18 protein-coding genes are annotated in these 16,460 nt (G+C 34.9%); 12 read left to right on the top strand and 6 right to left on the bottom strand.

Translation table 11 applies throughout. The features are described 5' to 3' along the window. The first annotated feature begins 82 nt into the window (after positions 1-82). The 10 genes from AC3IRX_RS04710 (at position 83) to istA (ending at position 8,355) form a co-directional block, all read left to right on the top strand. Complete coding sequence (locus tag AC3IRX_RS04710; protein WP_489211322.1) at positions 83-1,141, top strand: hypothetical protein; 1,059 nt, start codon at positions 83-85, stop codon at positions 1,139-1,141. A 13-nt stretch (positions 1,142-1,154) separates the two neighbouring features. After that, positions 1,155-1,595 carry a hypothetical protein gene (locus AC3IRX_RS04705; RefSeq protein ID WP_489211321.1) on the top strand — a complete coding sequence of 147 codons (441 nt, stop codon included), beginning with the start codon at positions 1,155-1,157 and terminating at the stop codon, positions 1,593-1,595. A 221-nt stretch (positions 1,596-1,816) separates the two neighbouring features. After that, complete coding sequence (locus tag AC3IRX_RS04700; protein WP_489211320.1) at positions 1,817-2,500, top strand: hypothetical protein; 684 nt, start codon at positions 1,817-1,819, stop codon at positions 2,498-2,500. 133 nt (positions 2,501-2,633) lie between these two features. Next, a complete protein-coding gene (locus tag AC3IRX_RS04695) occupies positions 2,634-2,915 on the top strand; it encodes a DUF1272 domain-containing protein (RefSeq protein ID WP_489211319.1) in 282 nt (93 codons plus the stop codon). Between the two features lie 382 nt (positions 2,916-3,297). Then, positions 3,298-3,936, top strand: coding sequence for a hypothetical protein (locus AC3IRX_RS04690; RefSeq protein WP_489211317.1), 639 nt, complete (start codon positions 3,298-3,300; stop codon positions 3,934-3,936). A gap of 152 nt (positions 3,937-4,088) precedes the next feature. Further along, positions 4,089-4,709 carry a MepB family protein gene (locus AC3IRX_RS04685; protein ID WP_489211316.1) on the top strand — a complete coding sequence of 207 codons (621 nt, stop codon included), beginning with the start codon at positions 4,089-4,091 and terminating at the stop codon, positions 4,707-4,709. Between the two features lie 1,380 nt (positions 4,710-6,089). Beyond that, the gene (locus tag AC3IRX_RS04680; protein ID WP_489211315.1) at positions 6,090-6,233 is read left to right on the top strand and encodes a LuxR C-terminal-related transcriptional regulator; all 144 of its coding nucleotides are present in this window, start codon (positions 6,090-6,092) and stop codon (positions 6,231-6,233) included. Between the two features lie 39 nt (positions 6,234-6,272). Next, entirely contained in the window at positions 6,273-6,566 is a 294-nt protein-coding gene (locus AC3IRX_RS04675) for a transposase (RefSeq protein WP_086949424.1), read from the top strand. Beyond that, positions 6,563-7,387: an IS3 family transposase gene (locus AC3IRX_RS04670; RefSeq protein WP_489211313.1), complete on the top strand. Its 825-nt coding sequence runs from the start codon at positions 6,563-6,565 to the stop codon at positions 7,385-7,387. Before AC3IRX_RS04675 ends, AC3IRX_RS04670 begins: the two co-directional genes overlap by 4 nt. 101 nt (positions 7,388-7,488) lie before the next feature. Beyond that, complete coding sequence (istA, locus tag AC3IRX_RS04665) at positions 7,489-8,355, top strand: IS21 family transposase (RefSeq protein ID WP_489211314.1); 867 nt, start codon at positions 7,489-7,491, stop codon at positions 8,353-8,355. Positions 8,356-8,373: 18 nt separating this feature from the next. Here istA and AC3IRX_RS04660 read toward each other — a convergent pair whose 3' ends face one another. After that, positions 8,374-9,576, bottom strand: a complete 1,203-nt coding sequence (locus tag AC3IRX_RS04660; RefSeq protein ID WP_489208805.1) for an IS256 family transposase — start codon at positions 9,574-9,576, stop codon at positions 8,374-8,376. Positions 9,577-9,644: 68 nt separating this feature from the next. Between AC3IRX_RS04660 and AC3IRX_RS04655 the strand changes: the two genes are divergently transcribed. Further along, complete coding sequence (locus AC3IRX_RS04655) at positions 9,645-10,253, top strand: Mu transposase domain-containing protein (protein ID WP_489211466.1); 609 nt, start codon at positions 9,645-9,647, stop codon at positions 10,251-10,253. Between the two features lie 18 nt (positions 10,254-10,271). Then, positions 10,272-11,018 (top strand): IS21-like element helper ATPase IstB, encoded by a 747-nt coding sequence (gene istB, locus AC3IRX_RS04650; protein ID WP_489210739.1) that lies wholly within the window; start codon positions 10,272-10,274, stop codon positions 11,016-11,018. Positions 11,019-11,512: 494 nt separating this feature from the next. Here the strand turns inward: istB and AC3IRX_RS04645 are convergent, their stop codons facing one another. The 5 genes from AC3IRX_RS04645 to AC3IRX_RS04625 form a co-directional block, all read right to left on the bottom strand. Then, entirely contained in the window at positions 11,513-12,337 is an 825-nt protein-coding gene (locus AC3IRX_RS04645) for an IS3 family transposase (RefSeq protein ID WP_489211313.1), read from the bottom strand. After that, complete coding sequence (locus AC3IRX_RS04640; RefSeq protein ID WP_086949424.1) at positions 12,334-12,627, bottom strand: transposase; 294 nt, start codon at positions 12,625-12,627, stop codon at positions 12,334-12,336. The genes AC3IRX_RS04645 and AC3IRX_RS04640 overlap by 4 nt, the downstream gene beginning before the upstream one ends. A gap of 65 nt (positions 12,628-12,692) precedes the next feature. Then, the gene (locus AC3IRX_RS04635) at positions 12,693-12,977 is read right to left on the bottom strand and encodes a HigA family addiction module antitoxin (RefSeq protein ID WP_489211312.1); all 285 of its coding nucleotides are present in this window, start codon (positions 12,975-12,977) and stop codon (positions 12,693-12,695) included. 3 nt (positions 12,978-12,980) lie between these two features. Beyond that, on the bottom strand, positions 12,981-14,273 hold the full coding sequence (locus tag AC3IRX_RS04630; protein ID WP_489211311.1) for an AAA family ATPase: 1,293 nt from the start codon (positions 14,271-14,273) through the stop codon (positions 12,981-12,983). Between the two features lie 1,088 nt (positions 14,274-15,361). Then, a complete protein-coding gene (locus AC3IRX_RS04625; RefSeq protein WP_489211310.1) occupies positions 15,362-16,447 on the bottom strand; it encodes an alkene reductase in 1,086 nt (361 codons plus the stop codon). Positions 16,448-16,460 lie beyond the last annotated feature (13 nt).

The raw sequence follows: 16,460 nt of genomic DNA, 5'->3' as shown, positions 1-16,460 counted from the left end.
CTTAACACATCAATTTAAATTAGAACACGGAATTCCAATTTGGGATTATTCTATGACTATGGGCCATCTGGATGAAAGCTTTATGACAGTTCCGCTAAAAAAGAATGGTCGTATCAAAGAGTTGCTCATTTTCGTAAGAATTAAAAATAAAGTTTATTTCAATTTTAATAAGGATGAAGAAAACTTAGAATTCTTTGAAAATTATTATTTGCTCAATAAAAAAGATATTGTTCCTGATTACAAGACATCTGACTTCAAAAAGAATCTAACTGCAAAGTTTTTAGCCAAATCTTCATCTTTATACTGTGAGACTCGTTATTATGATTATAGTTATTTAAGTTCAGACGGAGGTGTTACTTTTGTAAGAACAAGTTTTCAAATTTGTGGATCAAAACCTTTACATTATATACCCACAGTAGATGATGGGGGTGCTGATAACCGAGATTACGGAGGTGGATCTTTTGATTATCCGGAGCCCGCTGTAAAAGAAGAAATGGATTGTGAAGATGCTAAAATCCCCTCTGAAATTGCAACTAACATTTCTAAAGGTACAAAATACACTGTTGCCAAAATTGCTATAATTGGCATGAATAACGGGGTGGAAAATGGCGTTGTATTTGGAAATGTGAATGGAAATTTGGAAATTACAGGCGTTCAAACGGGTGGAAGTTCTTCCATTGAAAACTTAACCAGTAGCTTTTCTGATCCTGTTGCAGATTTGCATAATCACCCTAATAGCAATCCGCCATCTCCTGGAGATTTTTATTCTTTAATAAATGCAAGAAATAATCATTCTAACTACAACACGAGATATGTGATAACACAAGACGGTACAACATATGCTTTGATAGTCACAGACCCTAGTGCAATGAATATTTTTCTACAAAATTATCCGCCTTCGATAATATTGGATGCTAATGGAAAACATGTTAATTTTCCAAATGAACTATTACAAGAATGGAGTGAATTAAGAAACTCATTTTCACTATCTGGTGCTTTGGCATTTATACTAAATAAATATAATTCTGGAATAGCACTTACTAAAATGGATAGTGCTGGAAATTTTAGAGCCATAAATATTCCAACAACGCAAAATGCTGACGGAACAACTAATTACGCTTTTACTTTATGTCCAAATTAAAAAAAATTAAAAAATGAAAAATTTAGTTAAACACCTAACAATGATTTCTATTTTTATTTTCAATTTTTCTTGTGCCCAAACCACAATGCGGAGCGTTGCTGATGCAAAAAAAATAGACGTAAATAAGAATGAATTCATTGGTAAGCCTTTAAGCTTTCTACTATCAAAAATGAATGTGGAAATAAAATCTACGTTGCCTGCACCAAACAAAAATAGAAATGAAATCAATAGAATAACATTCAGGTTTATAAATGATTATGAATATAGAAAAAATAGTTCAAAACAGATAAAAGATAGACCTACACAGCTTACAGTTGTTTTTAATCAAAATTGGGATTTCAATGGGATTGTATGTAAAAACACCGATCCAAATTGTAATAATTGGACAAAAGAAGATGAAAAAAACCTAGGCGGTTTAATAGTTTATGATATTTATGTTTTAGGAAAAGAGTAAAAACCACTACAGCCAACACGGTATTTGCAAAAGGCGGGGTTGAGAGCGCAATATGACGAGTGGTTTTTTTAAGCCGCTACTGCTTATCCACTTCACCAATTTTCGTAATTTAGGTTCGTGGAAAAAGCATTCGCTTCGGGCAGGCAAAGTTGAGATTTTAGAACTTCTTAGTCCCGCCCTTCGCAAATACTATTCCCGTTGGCAATAATACAAGAAATGATTTGAAACACGGATTTTACATAAAATCAAATAAGGAACAAAATCAGATTCAATTTTTGATTGGATTTTTTGCATTAATTATAATCCTGACTTCCTTATATATTTCCTGGAAATCAGGAATGTATTTATTTGTGATTTTAACTTTCCCAATAACTCTATCTATAATTGCACCTTTCTTTGATACACCTTCCTTAAAAAAAAGCGGAGGTTTAATTTATTATTCACCACTCTTTCTATCTGAAAAACGCAAAAGGGGAATGATTAAAATACACGGAGGAACCTTATTTGATTATGTTTTTGTAATTGACCAAAAGATGAATGGAAAACAAAGAACAAATTTTATAATTCAGCAATATTTAGAAGGACTTTTAAACCTTATTGAAGAGAATGAAAATAATAAGTCTGAAAATATTAAAATTCGTGGTACTAGTTACATAATCAATGAAAGGACAGCTCAACGAATTGGATTTAAGATTGCCAAAACTGATAAAATTCAAAAATTAATATTGTTATACAATTGCTTCAATGTATTAATAACATATTCAATTGCAAAAGGTAAATTATCATTTCCGAATTTGAAAGAAACAAAAACATTCGAAACCAACCTAAAAGAACTTGATAAACGAAAAGATTTTATAAGGAGCTTAAATGATAAACTAAAAAGTACTATTGCCAACAATGTATAAGCGTAATGCGGGCGAAAGTGCTAAATTTAAACGAATTGAATATTAACAAACATATGGTTAAACCGAAAGTGAAGTGCTTCTAAACCCGCACTACGCTTATACTTGACCGTTGTGTGTCATTAAAAGAAACTAAATGTTAGAAATAAGAACTACTTGTGAAAATTGTAAAAAGGAATTACCTAATGAAAGTTCAGAAGCAATGATTTGCACTTATGAATGTACATTTTGTAAAGATTGTGTTGATAATGTTCTAAATAATGTTTGCCCCAATTGTGGCGGTGGATTTGAGAAAAGACCTACTCGACCTAAAGGAGAATTAATTAAAAACCCAGCAAGGAAAGATATTATATATAAGCCAGTAGAGAAAAACCAGTTTTTAGAAACAAATAAAAATATTGACCCAAGAAAACGGTAATACTGAATTTTATGATAGCAGACACACCAAAACCGCCCTAAAAAAAATGGAAACAAAACGCTGAGCATTTAATTGCGCAAGAGAAAGGACCAAAGAATGGTACAAAGAATATAAAACAAGAATATCTAAAGTTGAAAGGGATTACGGATATGATAAACAACAATAACGAACACACAACAAGGGCTACACGTAATGCGGGCTGAATTTCTAACCCGAAGATTTGTGCTTCTATTCCGCTCGCAGTTTGTATATTTATTGCAAGAAAATAACAAATATAAAAACGGCTCGCTACCGTTTGTGCGAACTTGAAACTTTCGGCTTTTAAAATCCCGCACTACGTATAGCCTAGACCGTTATACGACAGCAAATGAAATCAGACCTTATGAAAAAATTATCGATCTATTTGTTATTGATTTTACTAACTGCATTAAGTTGTAAAACGAACGACATCAATTCAAAAAAATATATTTATTATTTGCACGGCCGTATAATTGAAATTCAAGGAAAAAATGCTGTAAGTGAAGAATTCGGGAAATATGAATTTGATGAAATAGTGAATGCTCTTAGAGTTCCAAATTCTGAAGTGATCGCCGAAGTCCGCACAGAAAATGTTGATTATCTAAATTATGCAAATAAGGTGTCCAAACAAATTGACAGTCTTATTAAAAAAGGTACTGCTGCAAGAAATATAACTGTAGTTGGTGCTTCTAAAGGTGCAATTATCGCCAGCAACATTTCACACATTAATCATAATCCAATTAATTATGTTTTATTAGCAGGTAATAACGATTACCAAGAACAACATAACGAATGGAAATTTCACGGACAAGTGTTATGCTTTTATGATGATTCTGATAATATTGCAGGAAAGAACTATAACTTTTGGAAGAGTAGAGAAAACTTTACTACAAAATTTGAACAAATTAAAGTTGACAAAAACTTAGGACACGGATTTCTATATAAACCGTATAAAGAATGGATTGAACCGACAAAAAAGTGGGTTTTGAAACAAAAACTTTAGTAAATTTTGCCGTCGTATAACATTGTATTTGCAAAAGGCGGGGTTGAAACCAAGTAGAAAGGTTTGTTGCATTTAGTCGCAACTTGCTTTCCATATTACTTTTTTTTGTAATTTGGTAATCTAAAAAAGCAATTTGCTTCGTTCGGTCGAAATTGAACTTTCAGTTAAATTTAGCCCGCCCTTCGCCAATACTTTTTCCGTTAGCGGTCATTGTAAAAGAACGAAATCGAATAAAGGAAAATCATAAAATATTGACAACCGAAAACATATTAAACACATTTCCCGACGACTTAAAAATTGCTAAAAAATTAGTTTATGACAAATGTGATTTTGAATTAACAACCCCAAAACTTAATATCGAAAGCGTAGAATATGGAGCTTGTACATTCAAACTTAATGGAAAATCAATCCTTCATCGAGTTTCTAAAATCACACCAAAAAAAACAGGACAATTTGTAGCGATTTGGAAAAGAAATAAAAAAGGAATAACCGAACCTTTTGACATTGCTGATGATTTTGATTTTATAATTATCACAGCAAGAAATAAAAATAACTTTGGACAATTTATTTTTTCAAAATCTCTTTTAGCTGACAAAAGAATTATAAAACAAAATGGAAAAGAAGGAAAAAGAGGGATTAGAGTTTATCCACCTTGGGACGTAACAACAAATAAACAAGCAGAAAAAACCCAAAATTGGCAAACAAAATATTTCTTGACCATTAAAAATGATGATTCAACAAACCTTGAATTGATAAAAAAAATTATTTACTGATTTTAATGTAACTTGACCAAACCAAAACCGAAAGAAATTTTTAGGTCAATTTTTTTTAAAAACGAGATATTAATTGATTTTGACATTAGAAAATAACCGTTTTGAAAACACGGAAATTGAAATCAAAAAAACAATAATTAACGAAATAAAAGAAAATTTAAAGTTGCTAAAACGAACTGAGAAATGAACAACGAACCGCTAACAACGGCTATGCGCCAGGCGGGATTTTCGCCTTCGATTGATAAATTACGGATACGAGAAATGCTCGTTTTCAGAAGAACAATTCCGGGCAAAAGCCCCGCCTGATCGCATAGCCGCGAAACGTTATCTGTAATTGTATAAAGCACTATCTAGAATTTATGAAAGCGTTATTGACACCAAAAATTATTTATCTATCTATTCTGTTAATGTTATTCATTTCATTTTTAAACAGAGAAGGTAAATTTATTAACCAAAACTTGTATTATGCAATCGCAATTATTGTAATAATTTGGGCTTTGATTGTATCTTATTTGGAAATATCTAAAATCATTAAAAGAAAAAATTAACTGTTTTTTCTATAAGAAATATGAAATCGATTAAAAAACAACTACAGATAACAAGGTATTTCTATTAGCAGGGTTGAAGTTTACATCATGAAGATTTTTGCTAATTGTTCATTTTGTTATATTTACAAATATCAGTTAAAATAAGCCCCGCCAACAGAAATACCCAACCGTTGTGCGATATTTTACAAAACATCGTATTAAAATTAAATTCTCTTAAAATATTAATGAAAAATATTCTTTTAGAAGTCTATTACTTTATAAAAAATCCGACTGACCAAAGAATCGAAAATTGGACTTTCAAAAAAAATGTAAAATATATACTCGTTATTTTATGTTTTGAACTTGTTATTAATGCATTAATATTTTTTCCTCTAATATATTTTTTGAATAAAGTAGAACCTATTTTATATGAAATAAGAATAGATTATAATAGTAACACTTTCTTACAAACATTATTAATCACAGCCTTTCTTGTTCCAATTGCTGAAGAGATGATTTTCAGAGATCTATTGCGTTACAATAAACTTTTTTCAAAAATTATAGATAGAAATAAATGGAATTTTTCATTTAAAATTCTTGTTTATATATCCATAATTTGGATATTACGGATCAAATTGTGCCACCCAATTCGGTCTATTAGTGCCACCTAATTCGGTTCAAATTGTGCCACTGATTACGATCTGAATTTTCGGTTCAAATTGTGCCACCCAAAACGGTTCAAATTGTGCCACTGATCACGATTCGAAATTTCGGTTCAAATTGTGCCACCTAATTCGGTTCAAATTGTGCCACTAGGAAGATCAAGTATCTTATCTTGTAAAAAAGATAAGCTATGGCGAATATACTTGAGCCTATGGACTTTAAACAAATTCTTACACTTCATTTAGACGGTTATAGTAATCGTCAAATTGCAGTTACGCTTGGAATATCACGTAACACAATCAATATAATACCCCCGCAAATTCAGACCACTTGACTAATTAAAAAAATGTTTAATTTTAATCAAGTGAAAATTATGAAAAGAAGCAGAAGAAAATTCGATTCCTCATTCAAAGCAAAGGTTGCTGTTGAGGCTTTGAAAGAGCAGCAAACCCTTTCGGAACTGGCTATTAAGTTTGATTTGCACCCCAATCAGATATCACAATGGAAGCATGAGTTTTTAGAGAACTCGGCGCTAGTTTTTGAGCAAAAGCCCAAAGCATTGAAATCCGATCATGAGGTTGATGTGGATAAGCTCTACTCCAAAATTGGGGAATTGCAAATGGAGAAAGATTTTTTAAAAAAAAGTTTAGCCAAGTTAGGTCTATGATTGATTCAAAGCTTTTTATTGACAAGAATCACGGTCTGAGTATCCGTAAACAATGTGAAATTCTGGAAATAAACCGCTCCGGATTATACTATGAACCGAAAGGCGAGCCTCAGCAGAACTTGGAGATCATTGAGATCATGGACAGGCATATCCTGGAAGAACCTACTGCGGGGGTCCTGACCATGCAGTCCATGTTGCAGGATCGGGGAATTAACGCTGGTTATGAACGTGTAAGACGCCTTATGAGGCTGGCTAACATTAAACCTATCTATCCCCGAAGGCATTTAACGCAATGGAAAAGGAACGACTATATTCACCCTTATTTGCTTCGGAATCTCGCCATAACGCATAGTAATCAGGTATGGGAGATCGATATCACTTACATACCAATGGCCAAGGGATTTATGTACTTAACGGCAATTATTGATGTTTACAGCCGCTATATTGTTGGATGGGGACTAAGTAACTCTCTGGATGCCGATTCCTCTCTGAGGGTAGTCAAAGAGGCTATTCGGGATCACGGTAAACCTATGATACTCAACAGCGATCAGGGAAGCCAATTTACTTGCAAGGAATACATAGATTATCTCAAAGACCAGCAAATACAGATCAGCATGGATGGCAAAGGCCGGGCGCTGGATAACATCTATATTGAACGGTTCTGGAGAACAATAAAGTATCAGCATATCTACTTGAATCCGGCGACATCAGGTGTCGGTCTATTTACTGGAATTAAGAAATGGATTGAAAAATACCACTACAGGGCACACCAGGGAATTGATAGAACCAAGCCAATCAACAGATATAAAATGGCAGCCTAATTCAACTAAGAAATGATCAATAGTGGTCTAGTGATGTCGAGGTATTTTACAACTCCTACATTAACCGCGTTAGGGCCGGTAATTACTGCGTAAAGGAACTTGTGCAACAAACCCCTGCGCAGCTTAGTGAAATGTTCCCGCATACAAGCACGGTGGACTCAAATCGTCAAGATAAACTCCTGCAGTATTTTGACCAAATTAATTTGGCTCGTAATCACCCTGGATTTACTTTCCAGTATCATTATCAACAGTATGTCTCTCTAGTGGATACACCCTACAGCTACACTCAATTCCTTGAGCATTACCACCGAAAACATAGCAAGATTAAAGGGTCAATGAAACTTGAGCATGAGCCAGGAAAAGAAATGTTTGTGGATTATGCTGGTAAAAAGCTTAAGATAGTTGATAAAGCAACAGGTGAAGAAATGGCTGTGGAAGTTTTTGTGTGTATACTCCCTAATAGCCATTATACCTATGTAGAGGCGTGCGTGAGTCAGAAAAAAGAAGACTTCATCAAATGTTGTGAGAATGCACTGCATTTTTATCAAGGGGTACCTAAAGCTATTGTTTGTGATAACCTTAAATCAGCGGTAAGTCGAGCAAGTAAATACGAGCCGAGAATTAATCGATCCTTTAAAGATTTTGCGCACCATTACGGCTGTGTTGTGAATCCTACGCGCACCTATGCCCCACAAGATAAAGCGTTGGTGGAGAATGCAGTCAATCTAGTCTATCAACGGATCTATTATCCAATGCGAGAAATGAACTTTTTTACATTAGAGGATCTAAACAAGGAAATTAAAACGTTACTCACGGCTTATAACAAGTTACTCTTCCAAAGAAAGGACGCAAGTCGACTCGAGTTGTTTAGAACCGTAGAAAAAGAATACCTAAAAGAACTTCCTACCGAAGGTTTTGAAATGACAGAATACTGCAGGGGACACTATCCCAAAAAGTGTGTAAGTTGAAAAGTATTGGCTTGAGATTTATAATTTAAGCCTATCTTCAAATATAAGCATAAATTGATTGAGTACGATACCCCAATCTCTAATAGGCATTGTCCATTTTTTTGTTGCTTCTCTTAAGGCGAGGAAAACTGACTTTAAAACTGCATCATCCGTAGGAAAGGACATTTTATTTTTGGTGTATTTTCTTATTTTTCCATTGAGATTTTCGATTAAATTTGTGGTGTAAATGATTTTTCGGATTTCAACAGGGAATTCAAAAAACACGGTTAATTCATCCCAATTATCTCTCCAGGACTTAATTGCATAGGAATATTTAGATTCCCATTTTTCTGCAAAATCATTTAAAGCGGCTTCTGCGGCTTGTTTTGTGGGTGCGTTGTAGATATGTTTCATATCGGAAGTAAAGGCTTTCCTGTCCTTCCAAACCACATATTTGCAAGCATTTCTAATTTGATGAACTACGCAAATTTGAGTTTGCGATTGGGGGAACACACTGCGAATAGTCTGGGTGAATCCATTAAGGTTATCCGTTGCAGTGATAAGTATGTCTTCCACGCCACGTGCTTTCATATCGGTTAACACGCTCATCCAAAAACTGGAGCTTTCACTCTTCCCTAGCCACATTCCTAGAACTTCTTTCTTTCCGTCACGTCGCAGACCCACAGCAAGATAGATGGTTTTATTGATGACTTTAGAGTTCTCACGAACTTTAAAAACGATTCCATCCATCCAAACAATAAGGTATAAATCCTCTAAAGGTCGATTTTGCCAAGCGACAATTTCACTGGAAACAGCATTGGTGATCCTGGAGATTGTTGAGGTTGAGACATCAAAATCATACATGTCCTTGATTTGTTCTTCAATATCACTCACACTCATTCCTTTGGCGTAAAATGATATTATAATATTTTCTAAACCATCAATAATATTGTGCCTTTTGGGAACTATCATCGGCTCAAAAGTACTTTGTCGATCACGCGGAACTTTAATTTCATCTTCGCCAAAAGAGGTTTTTATCTTCTTACTCTGATGACCATTGCGATAGTTGCCGTCTTTCGTTTTCTGATGTTTATTAGTATCTAGATGGTCATCTAGTTCTGCTTCGAGCATATGTTCTACGGCTCGTTTGTGCATTGTTTTGAAGAACGAGGTAAGATCTTCGCTGTTCTTGAAGGATTTGTAAAAATCCTTGTTGTTTAATAATTCTTCTTTGTCAATCATAACTGTATAAAGTTTAAAAATAGTAAAAAGTTATTTCCGAAAAAGTTTTGAGTTTTTAAGGACTCAAAATTTTTCAGAATAACTTTTCAACTTACACAGTTAGTGAAACACTACCCTGCAGGGCAAAAGTTCAGAAGATTGGATATGTGTACTTCTCCGCAGACAAGTCTTATTACAGTGTGCCCTATCGTTTTATAGGCAAGAATACCATTATTCAATATACAGCAAATCATGTGGAAGTGTATTATAATCATGAGCGTATTGCTCACCATAAGCGCCTCTGTTCTAAAGGGGTCTATAATACAAATCCGGATCATTTATCTAGTACTCATAAAGCGTACAGGGATTGGAGTCCCCAATACTTCCTAAACAAAGCATTGCCCTACGGAGAACACGTTGTTGCATGCGTAGAACAAATCCTCCAGGACTCTGAGTACCCTGAGGTTGGATACAAGCGAATCATGGGGCTTCTATTGCTAAGTAAGTCTTATGGTTCGGAACGTTTAAATCGGGCTTGCTATTGGGCAATTAAATACGACATGGTATCCTTTAATCGTATTAGAAATATCCTAAAGAACAATGTGGATAAAACATCATTTTATTATACAGATCTAGAAAGGGAGGAATCCCATATCCCGGAACATGAGAATATCCGTGGTGCCTCAGCTTACAACTAAAAAATTAATCTATTTATTATGAATCAAATCCAAACCGTAGAACGACTACGAAAAATGCGTTTAAGTGCAATGGCACTTATGCATCAACAGTTTACTCAAAGTTCCAAGTCTCTTGAACTTACTCCAGATGAGTATCTTACTTTATTAACGGACCACCAATGGGAGGATCGTGTAAATCGTAAAATGCAAAACCTAATAAAGCAAGCAGGCTTTCGACAACGAGCGAGTATAATGGATGTGGACTTCTCACCCGAGCGTCACTTGGACAAGAACATGTTTATGAGGCTCTCCACTCTGGACCTTATAAAAAGGAATGAGAACCTAATCATTACTGGAGCCGCAGGAACCGGTAAAAGCTATCTTGCACAAGCTCTCGGCCATCAGGCTTGTATTATGGAATACAAAACTTTATATCGTGTGACAGCGAAGCTTTTAAATGAGTTGAGACTCAGTAAGATGGATGGAACCTACCTTGCGTCACTCAAGAAAATAATAAAAGTAGATTTACTTATTATTGATGACTTTGGCTTGCAAGCTTTAGATGCAACGACTAGAGAAATACTATTAGATATAATTGATGAACGATATTCCTCAGGGACAACAATTATTACCTCTCAAGTACCGGTATCGGCTTGGCATGGACTAATTGGAGAAGGAACTTTAGCTGACGCAATCTTAGATCGTATTGTAAACTCTGCACATCGTATTAATTTACAGGGTGAATCTTTGCGAAAAAACAAAATCAATACTAATTATAATCAATAAAAAACTTAATATTGCATGATCTTCCTAGTGGCACTGTTTGACCGAAACACCTGGCACCATCACTCCGAAATACTCATAATTCTTTTTGGATTTGTACATAGTAGTAATTTTGAAAACAGTTCCACATTTTTTTACTGTATTTTACCAATTTTAGTATCTACACAATTAATTGGAGGAATTTTTCTAACTTTTTTAAGAGTAAGATTTAATATTTTAACTTCTATTGTTTCTCACGTTTTATGGAACGGAATATTAACAATTATACCAATATTAATATTCATATTCGAAAAACCATACGAACGTATGACAGAGGATTATAAATTAAATATTGAATATTTGAATTATAACACAAGTAAACCACAAAAATTCCAAATTGATTCTACTTCTAATAGAATTTTTAAAATAGCTATCGAAGAATATTCTTTTAACCATATTTTAGACTCTTTAAAATACCTCGACATCACTAGACCACTATTGATCATTTCTTAGTTGAATTAGGCTGCCATTTTATATCTGTTGATTGGCTTGGTTCTATCAATTCCCTGGTGTGCCCTGTAGTGGTATTTTTCAATCCATTTCTTAATTCCAGTAAATAGACCGACACCTGATGTCGCCGGATTCAAGTAGATATGCTGATACTTTATTGTTCTCCAGAACCGTTCAATATAGATGTTATCCAGCGCCCGGCCTTTGCCATCCATGCTGATCTGTATTTGCTGGTCTTTGAGATAATCTATGTATTCCTTGCAAGTAAATTGGCTTCCCTGATCGCTGTTGAGTATCATAGGTTTACCGTGATCCCGAATAGCCTCTTTGACTACCCTCAGAGAGGAATCGGCATCCAGAGAGTTACTTAGTCCCCATCCAACAATATAGCGGCTGTAAACATCAATAATTGCCGTTAAGTACATAAATCCCTTGGCCATTGGTATGTAAGTGATATCGATCTCCCATACCTGATTACTATGCGTTATGGCGAGATTCCGAAGCAAATAAGGGTGAATATAGTCGTTCCTTTTCCATTGCGTTAAATGCCTTCGGGGATAGATAGGTTTAATGTTAGCCAGCCTCATAAGGCGTCTTACACGTTCATAACCAGCGTTAATTCCCCGATCCTGCAACATGGACTGCATGGTCAGGACCCCCGCAGTAGGTTCTTCCAGGATATGCCTGTCCATGATCTCAATGATCTCCAAGTTCTGCTGAGGCTCGCCTTTCGGTTCATAGTATAATCCGGAGCGGTTTATTTCCAGAATTTCACATTGTTTACGGATACTCAGACCGTGATTCTTGTCAATAAAAAGCTTTGAATCAATCATAGACCTAACTTGGCTAAACTTTTTTTTAAAAAATCTTTCTCCATTTGCAATTCCCCAATTTTGGAGTAGAGCTTATCCACATCAACCTCATGATCGGATTTCAATGCTTTGGGCTTTTGCTCAAAAACTAGCGCCGAGTTCTCTAAAAACTCATGCTTCCATTGTGATATCTGATTGGGGTGCAAATCAAACTTAATAGCCAGTTCCGAAAGGGTTTGCTGCTCTTTCAAAGCCTCAACAGCAACCTTTGCTTTGAATGAGGAATCGAATTTTCTTCTGCTTCTTTTCATAATTTTCACTTGATTAAAATTAAACATTTTTTTAATTAGTCAAGTGGTCTGAATTTGCGGGGGTATTATAGCTTGTTGATTCTCGCCGTGTCCAAATCATATTGCATTTGAAATTTCAACCAGAAATCTGCGGGAATATCTATTGCTTTTTCTAATAGCAATGCCATATCTGCAGTTATTGATCTCTTCCCATTTATAATTTCGTTTAAGAAAGACGCTTTTACATCAAGTAAGTTGGCCAATTCTTTTTGATCAAGATCTTCTCTTGTTACAAGTTCATCTGCAATTAGACTTCCGGGATGAGTGGCGATAAAGGGTGTAATTTCCGATTGTGTTTGTGCTGTTTTCATTTTTTACTTTTTAGAGTTTCCTAGCCATTTTGCCGATAAGTTACCAATAAACGGAATTGCACCATAGCGACCTTCGATGTAATCTTTCTCGAAAGAACGATCTTTTCGAATGAGTTTACCATCTTCTTTATACTCAACTAAGGAATAAAGATCAGAGGCTCCAAATTGATCCTTTTCAACGAAGTAGATTTGATCCCTTCTATAGTTGCCATAGTACATAAGATTGGTGTCATACGTTGCAAATATTAATTGTGCATTATTGGGATTGTATTCTTTTGAGTTGAAAAGTTTGGTGATGGCTAAAGTCATCAAAGGGTGTAGGCTAGAGTCTAGTTCGTCCACTACCAATAATCCGCCATCGTTTAATACATCGAAGATTGGTCCAGAGATAGTAAATAGTTTATTTGTACCTGCTGATTCTTGGTTTCGAAGATCAAATTCAACATTACTCACGCTGGTATTTTCAGCATTAAATTTTTTGTGAATCGTTTTTATATCTATTTTATTTGCCCCTTCTAAATCTGTAATAAGTTGCTTCATTAGACTTTTTGAGATTTCAGTGGGTAGCTCCGCCGGTTCAAATTTCTTTGTAGAAATAGAGATATCCTCAAATCCAAGATCTAGTCTTTGGTAAAATTCGAGTAACGAACTTCTCATTTTGTCATTTTCAAGCATTTTAAATGTAACTTCCTTATAGCCTTCGTGGCTTAGACCAGAAATGCTAATGAAATCTTTAAACCATTTCATTATTTTTTGAGATATTTTCCCGTTAAATTGGTCTGTTACGGCAAGAAATAGTGCATTGTCTCTTGTACGCTTTTCAAGATCCTTCCCTTCAGAAAACCCTTTCCGTACGTCAATTCCGTCATCTACCCGCAGAAATAATGGGGTTTCGGCTTTTTTCACAGATTTAAACAACCATTCCGCATGAATGGTTTTGTTATCTGCTTCAAACCCATACCGGTATCTGATATCATCAATTAAAAATATTGCTTCGAAGAAAGAAGACTTATTTTCAGTTTCCGTATTTAGTAAAAAAGGTACTATGGGAAGATCATCCGCAGAAGACTGTTCAAAGGATTGAAGTATTAGTCGTCGCATGGTAGACATTGCTTTCACTAGGTTGCTTTTGCCACTTGCATTGGCTCCATAGATAACAGCACCTTTCAAAAGATTAAATCGATTCCTTGAAACCACATTTGTATCTATGTGCTCCTTTATTGAAGTTGCTTCCATGCTAAGGGTGACCCTTTCTTTAAATGATAAATAATTACTGACAGAAAATTCGATTAACATATGTTGTTATTTATGAGAAATTTTCTCAAAGATACGTAAAATAATAACGTTTAAATCTATTTAGTGAGAAATTTTCTCATAAATGGGGTATTCGTTTTTCGTTATACCGCACTTTTTCAATTATATTTAAGTTTCCAATTGCTATTTAATGAACAGATACATGTTTGTATTAATAAATTCAAAGAGTAATCCATGTAAAAACAAACGTCAATATATATTTCAAACTTTCGGCAGTATTCTTAATTTACTGCCGAAAGTTTGAAATATGCGTACTAGATTATGATGGATTTAAATTTTCAAAATTAAGAAGCTATCTTTTTACGAAATTACGCAGCGAATTCACAGCGAACACCCAATATAGGGTGCTTCGCCATAACTCCCTTCAATGTAATCCTTCTCGAAAGTGCGATCTTTTCGAATAGTTTTACAATCTTGGAGCTATGTGTCAATTAGCAGGGATAATTAAACATTAGCTGCATTCTGCAAGTGAGCCATCGAAATGGTTCTAGTTCAAAGACTAATACATTAGTAAGAGAACGATTTAAATTGCACAATAATCAGTGGTCGCAAGTTTCATTGGTCATCAAAGAAGCATTAAATCAAAGCAGAATAAAGCTTAATGACCCAAGTAATTCTTCTACAAAATTCGTGGAGTATATTCCTTTTTGGACTTGATACTTTGCTTGTTTAGAAAAAAGAAAGCGAGTGTAACTGACACCAAATTAACAAGTTGTTGCATGTTTTAATAAAAGGAAATGAATTAAATGAGCGAAAATTGGATTGAATTGAATGTGGTTCAGTGAAATCTGCTTTACTACTTCTGGTGAAACGCCTTCGGCATGAAGAATTAAAAAATAAATTCTATTTATCTCAAGCTGATGAAAAATTATTACAAACAATTATTAAAAAATGACAGATTCAACAGCAATAGCAAAGATCTGGAATCTTGCCAACATTCTACATGATGATGGTGTTATAAGATTACACACAAGTAACCGCCCTAGCAAGTACATTGGATAGAGTCCAATTTATGTACTTCCTAGGGCGGATGTTGTATTATATATTTGAACTAAAAGTTCTAATCAGTTCTATTTCAGACTAAGTTCCTGTTCTAAAGTAGGGTAGTCCGTATACCCTTTAGCTCCTGGAGAGTAAAGAGTGTCATAGTCTGTAAGCGGGATGAGTTCTGCACCTTTTTCAATTCTGCTAGTGAAGTCAGGATTAGAAATAAAAGATCGTCCAAAAGCTACTACGTCAGCAAAACCTTCACTTAATGCCTTTTCGCCTGTTTCAGGCGTAAGACCATTACATAGAATTACTGTGCTAGAGAAATTAGTTCTTATAATTGAATACAATTCTTTTGGTATATCCGCATTAGCACTAAGGTGCACATAAGCTAAGTTTAAGGATTCCATTTCCTTGGTTAGAAGGGTATAGGTTTCGATTACTTCGTTTTGTGGATATGGAGCTAGATCACTGCTTTGAGAAAAGGGTGAAATACGAATCCCCACTTTATCAGAACCAATTGCATCTACAATCCCTTTTGCGATTTCAACGACAAACCGAATTCGGTTTGGGATTGATCCACCATATTCATCCGTTCTTACATTTACATTAGGATTTAGAAACTGTTCAGGCAGATATCCATTCGCGGCATGAATTTCAATTCCATCAAAACCAGCTTCTATTGCATTCTTTGCAGACTCTACAAAATCAGCAACTGTATTTTTCACTTGCTCAGTAGAAAGTGCAATCGGAGTAGTGTGCTCTTGCATCCCTGACATTGTGAAGATTTGTCCTGCTGCTTTAATGGCGGAGGGTCCTACAACGACACTTCCTTCTGGTAAATTCGATTCGTGCGCAATTCTACCGGAATGCATTAATTGAACAAAAATCTTACTGCCCTCTTGATGTACAGCTTCGGTCGTTTTTTTCCATCCATCAATTTGGTCCTTGTTGAAGATGCCAGGAATGCTAGTATAGCCGAGACCATCTGGGGAAGGAGAAGTTCCTTCCGTAATGATTAGACCAGCACCTGCGCGCTGCTTATAGTAAGTAGCCATTAGTTCATTGGGAATGTTTCCTGTAGCACGGCTACGGGTCATAGGAGCCATTACGATGTGGTTCTTTAGCTGAAACTCACCTTTAGTAAAAGGAGATAGTAATTTATTCATTAATTCTGTGATT

It is taken from the genome of Epilithonimonas sp. KH_059, assembly GCF_057838485.1.
This window is presented reverse-complemented; position numbering and strand designations above follow the sequence as displayed.

Excerpts from the sequence above, each read along its gene's own strand:
- istB (WP_489210739.1), top strand. The coding sequence starts at position 10,272 with ATGAATCAAATCCAAACCGTAGAACGACTACGAAAAATGCGTTTAAGT.
- AC3IRX_RS04630 (WP_489211311.1), bottom strand. The coding sequence starts at position 14,273 with ATGTTAATCGAATTTTCTGTCAGTAATTATTTATCATTTAAAGAAAGG.
- AC3IRX_RS04690 (WP_489211317.1), top strand. The coding sequence starts at position 3,298 with ATGAAAAAATTATCGATCTATTTGTTATTGATTTTACTAACTGCATTA.
- AC3IRX_RS04710 (WP_489211322.1), top strand. The coding sequence starts at position 83 with ATGACAGTTCCGCTAAAAAAGAATGGTCGTATCAAAGAGTTGCTCATT.
- AC3IRX_RS04680 (WP_489211315.1), top strand. The coding sequence starts at position 6,090 with ATGGCGAATATACTTGAGCCTATGGACTTTAAACAAATTCTTACACTT.
- AC3IRX_RS04645 (WP_489211313.1), bottom strand. The coding sequence starts at position 12,337 with ATGATTGATTCAAAGCTTTTTATTGACAAGAATCACGGTCTGAGTATC.
- AC3IRX_RS04705 (WP_489211321.1), top strand. The coding sequence starts at position 1,155 with ATGAAAAATTTAGTTAAACACCTAACAATGATTTCTATTTTTATTTTC.
- AC3IRX_RS04660 (WP_489208805.1), bottom strand. The coding sequence starts at position 9,576 with ATGATTGACAAAGAAGAATTATTAAACAACAAGGATTTTTACAAATCC.
- AC3IRX_RS04635 (WP_489211312.1), bottom strand. The coding sequence starts at position 12,977 with ATGAAAACAGCACAAACACAATCGGAAATTACACCCTTTATCGCCACT.
- AC3IRX_RS04675 (WP_086949424.1), top strand. The coding sequence starts at position 6,273 with ATGAAAAGAAGCAGAAGAAAATTCGATTCCTCATTCAAAGCAAAGGTT.
- AC3IRX_RS04695 (WP_489211319.1), top strand. The coding sequence starts at position 2,634 with ATGTTAGAAATAAGAACTACTTGTGAAAATTGTAAAAAGGAATTACCT.
- AC3IRX_RS04670 (WP_489211313.1), top strand. The coding sequence starts at position 6,563 with ATGATTGATTCAAAGCTTTTTATTGACAAGAATCACGGTCTGAGTATC.
- AC3IRX_RS04625 (WP_489211310.1), bottom strand. The coding sequence starts at position 16,447 with ATGAATAAATTACTATCTCCTTTTACTAAAGGTGAGTTTCAGCTAAAG.
- AC3IRX_RS04640 (WP_086949424.1), bottom strand. The coding sequence starts at position 12,627 with ATGAAAAGAAGCAGAAGAAAATTCGATTCCTCATTCAAAGCAAAGGTT.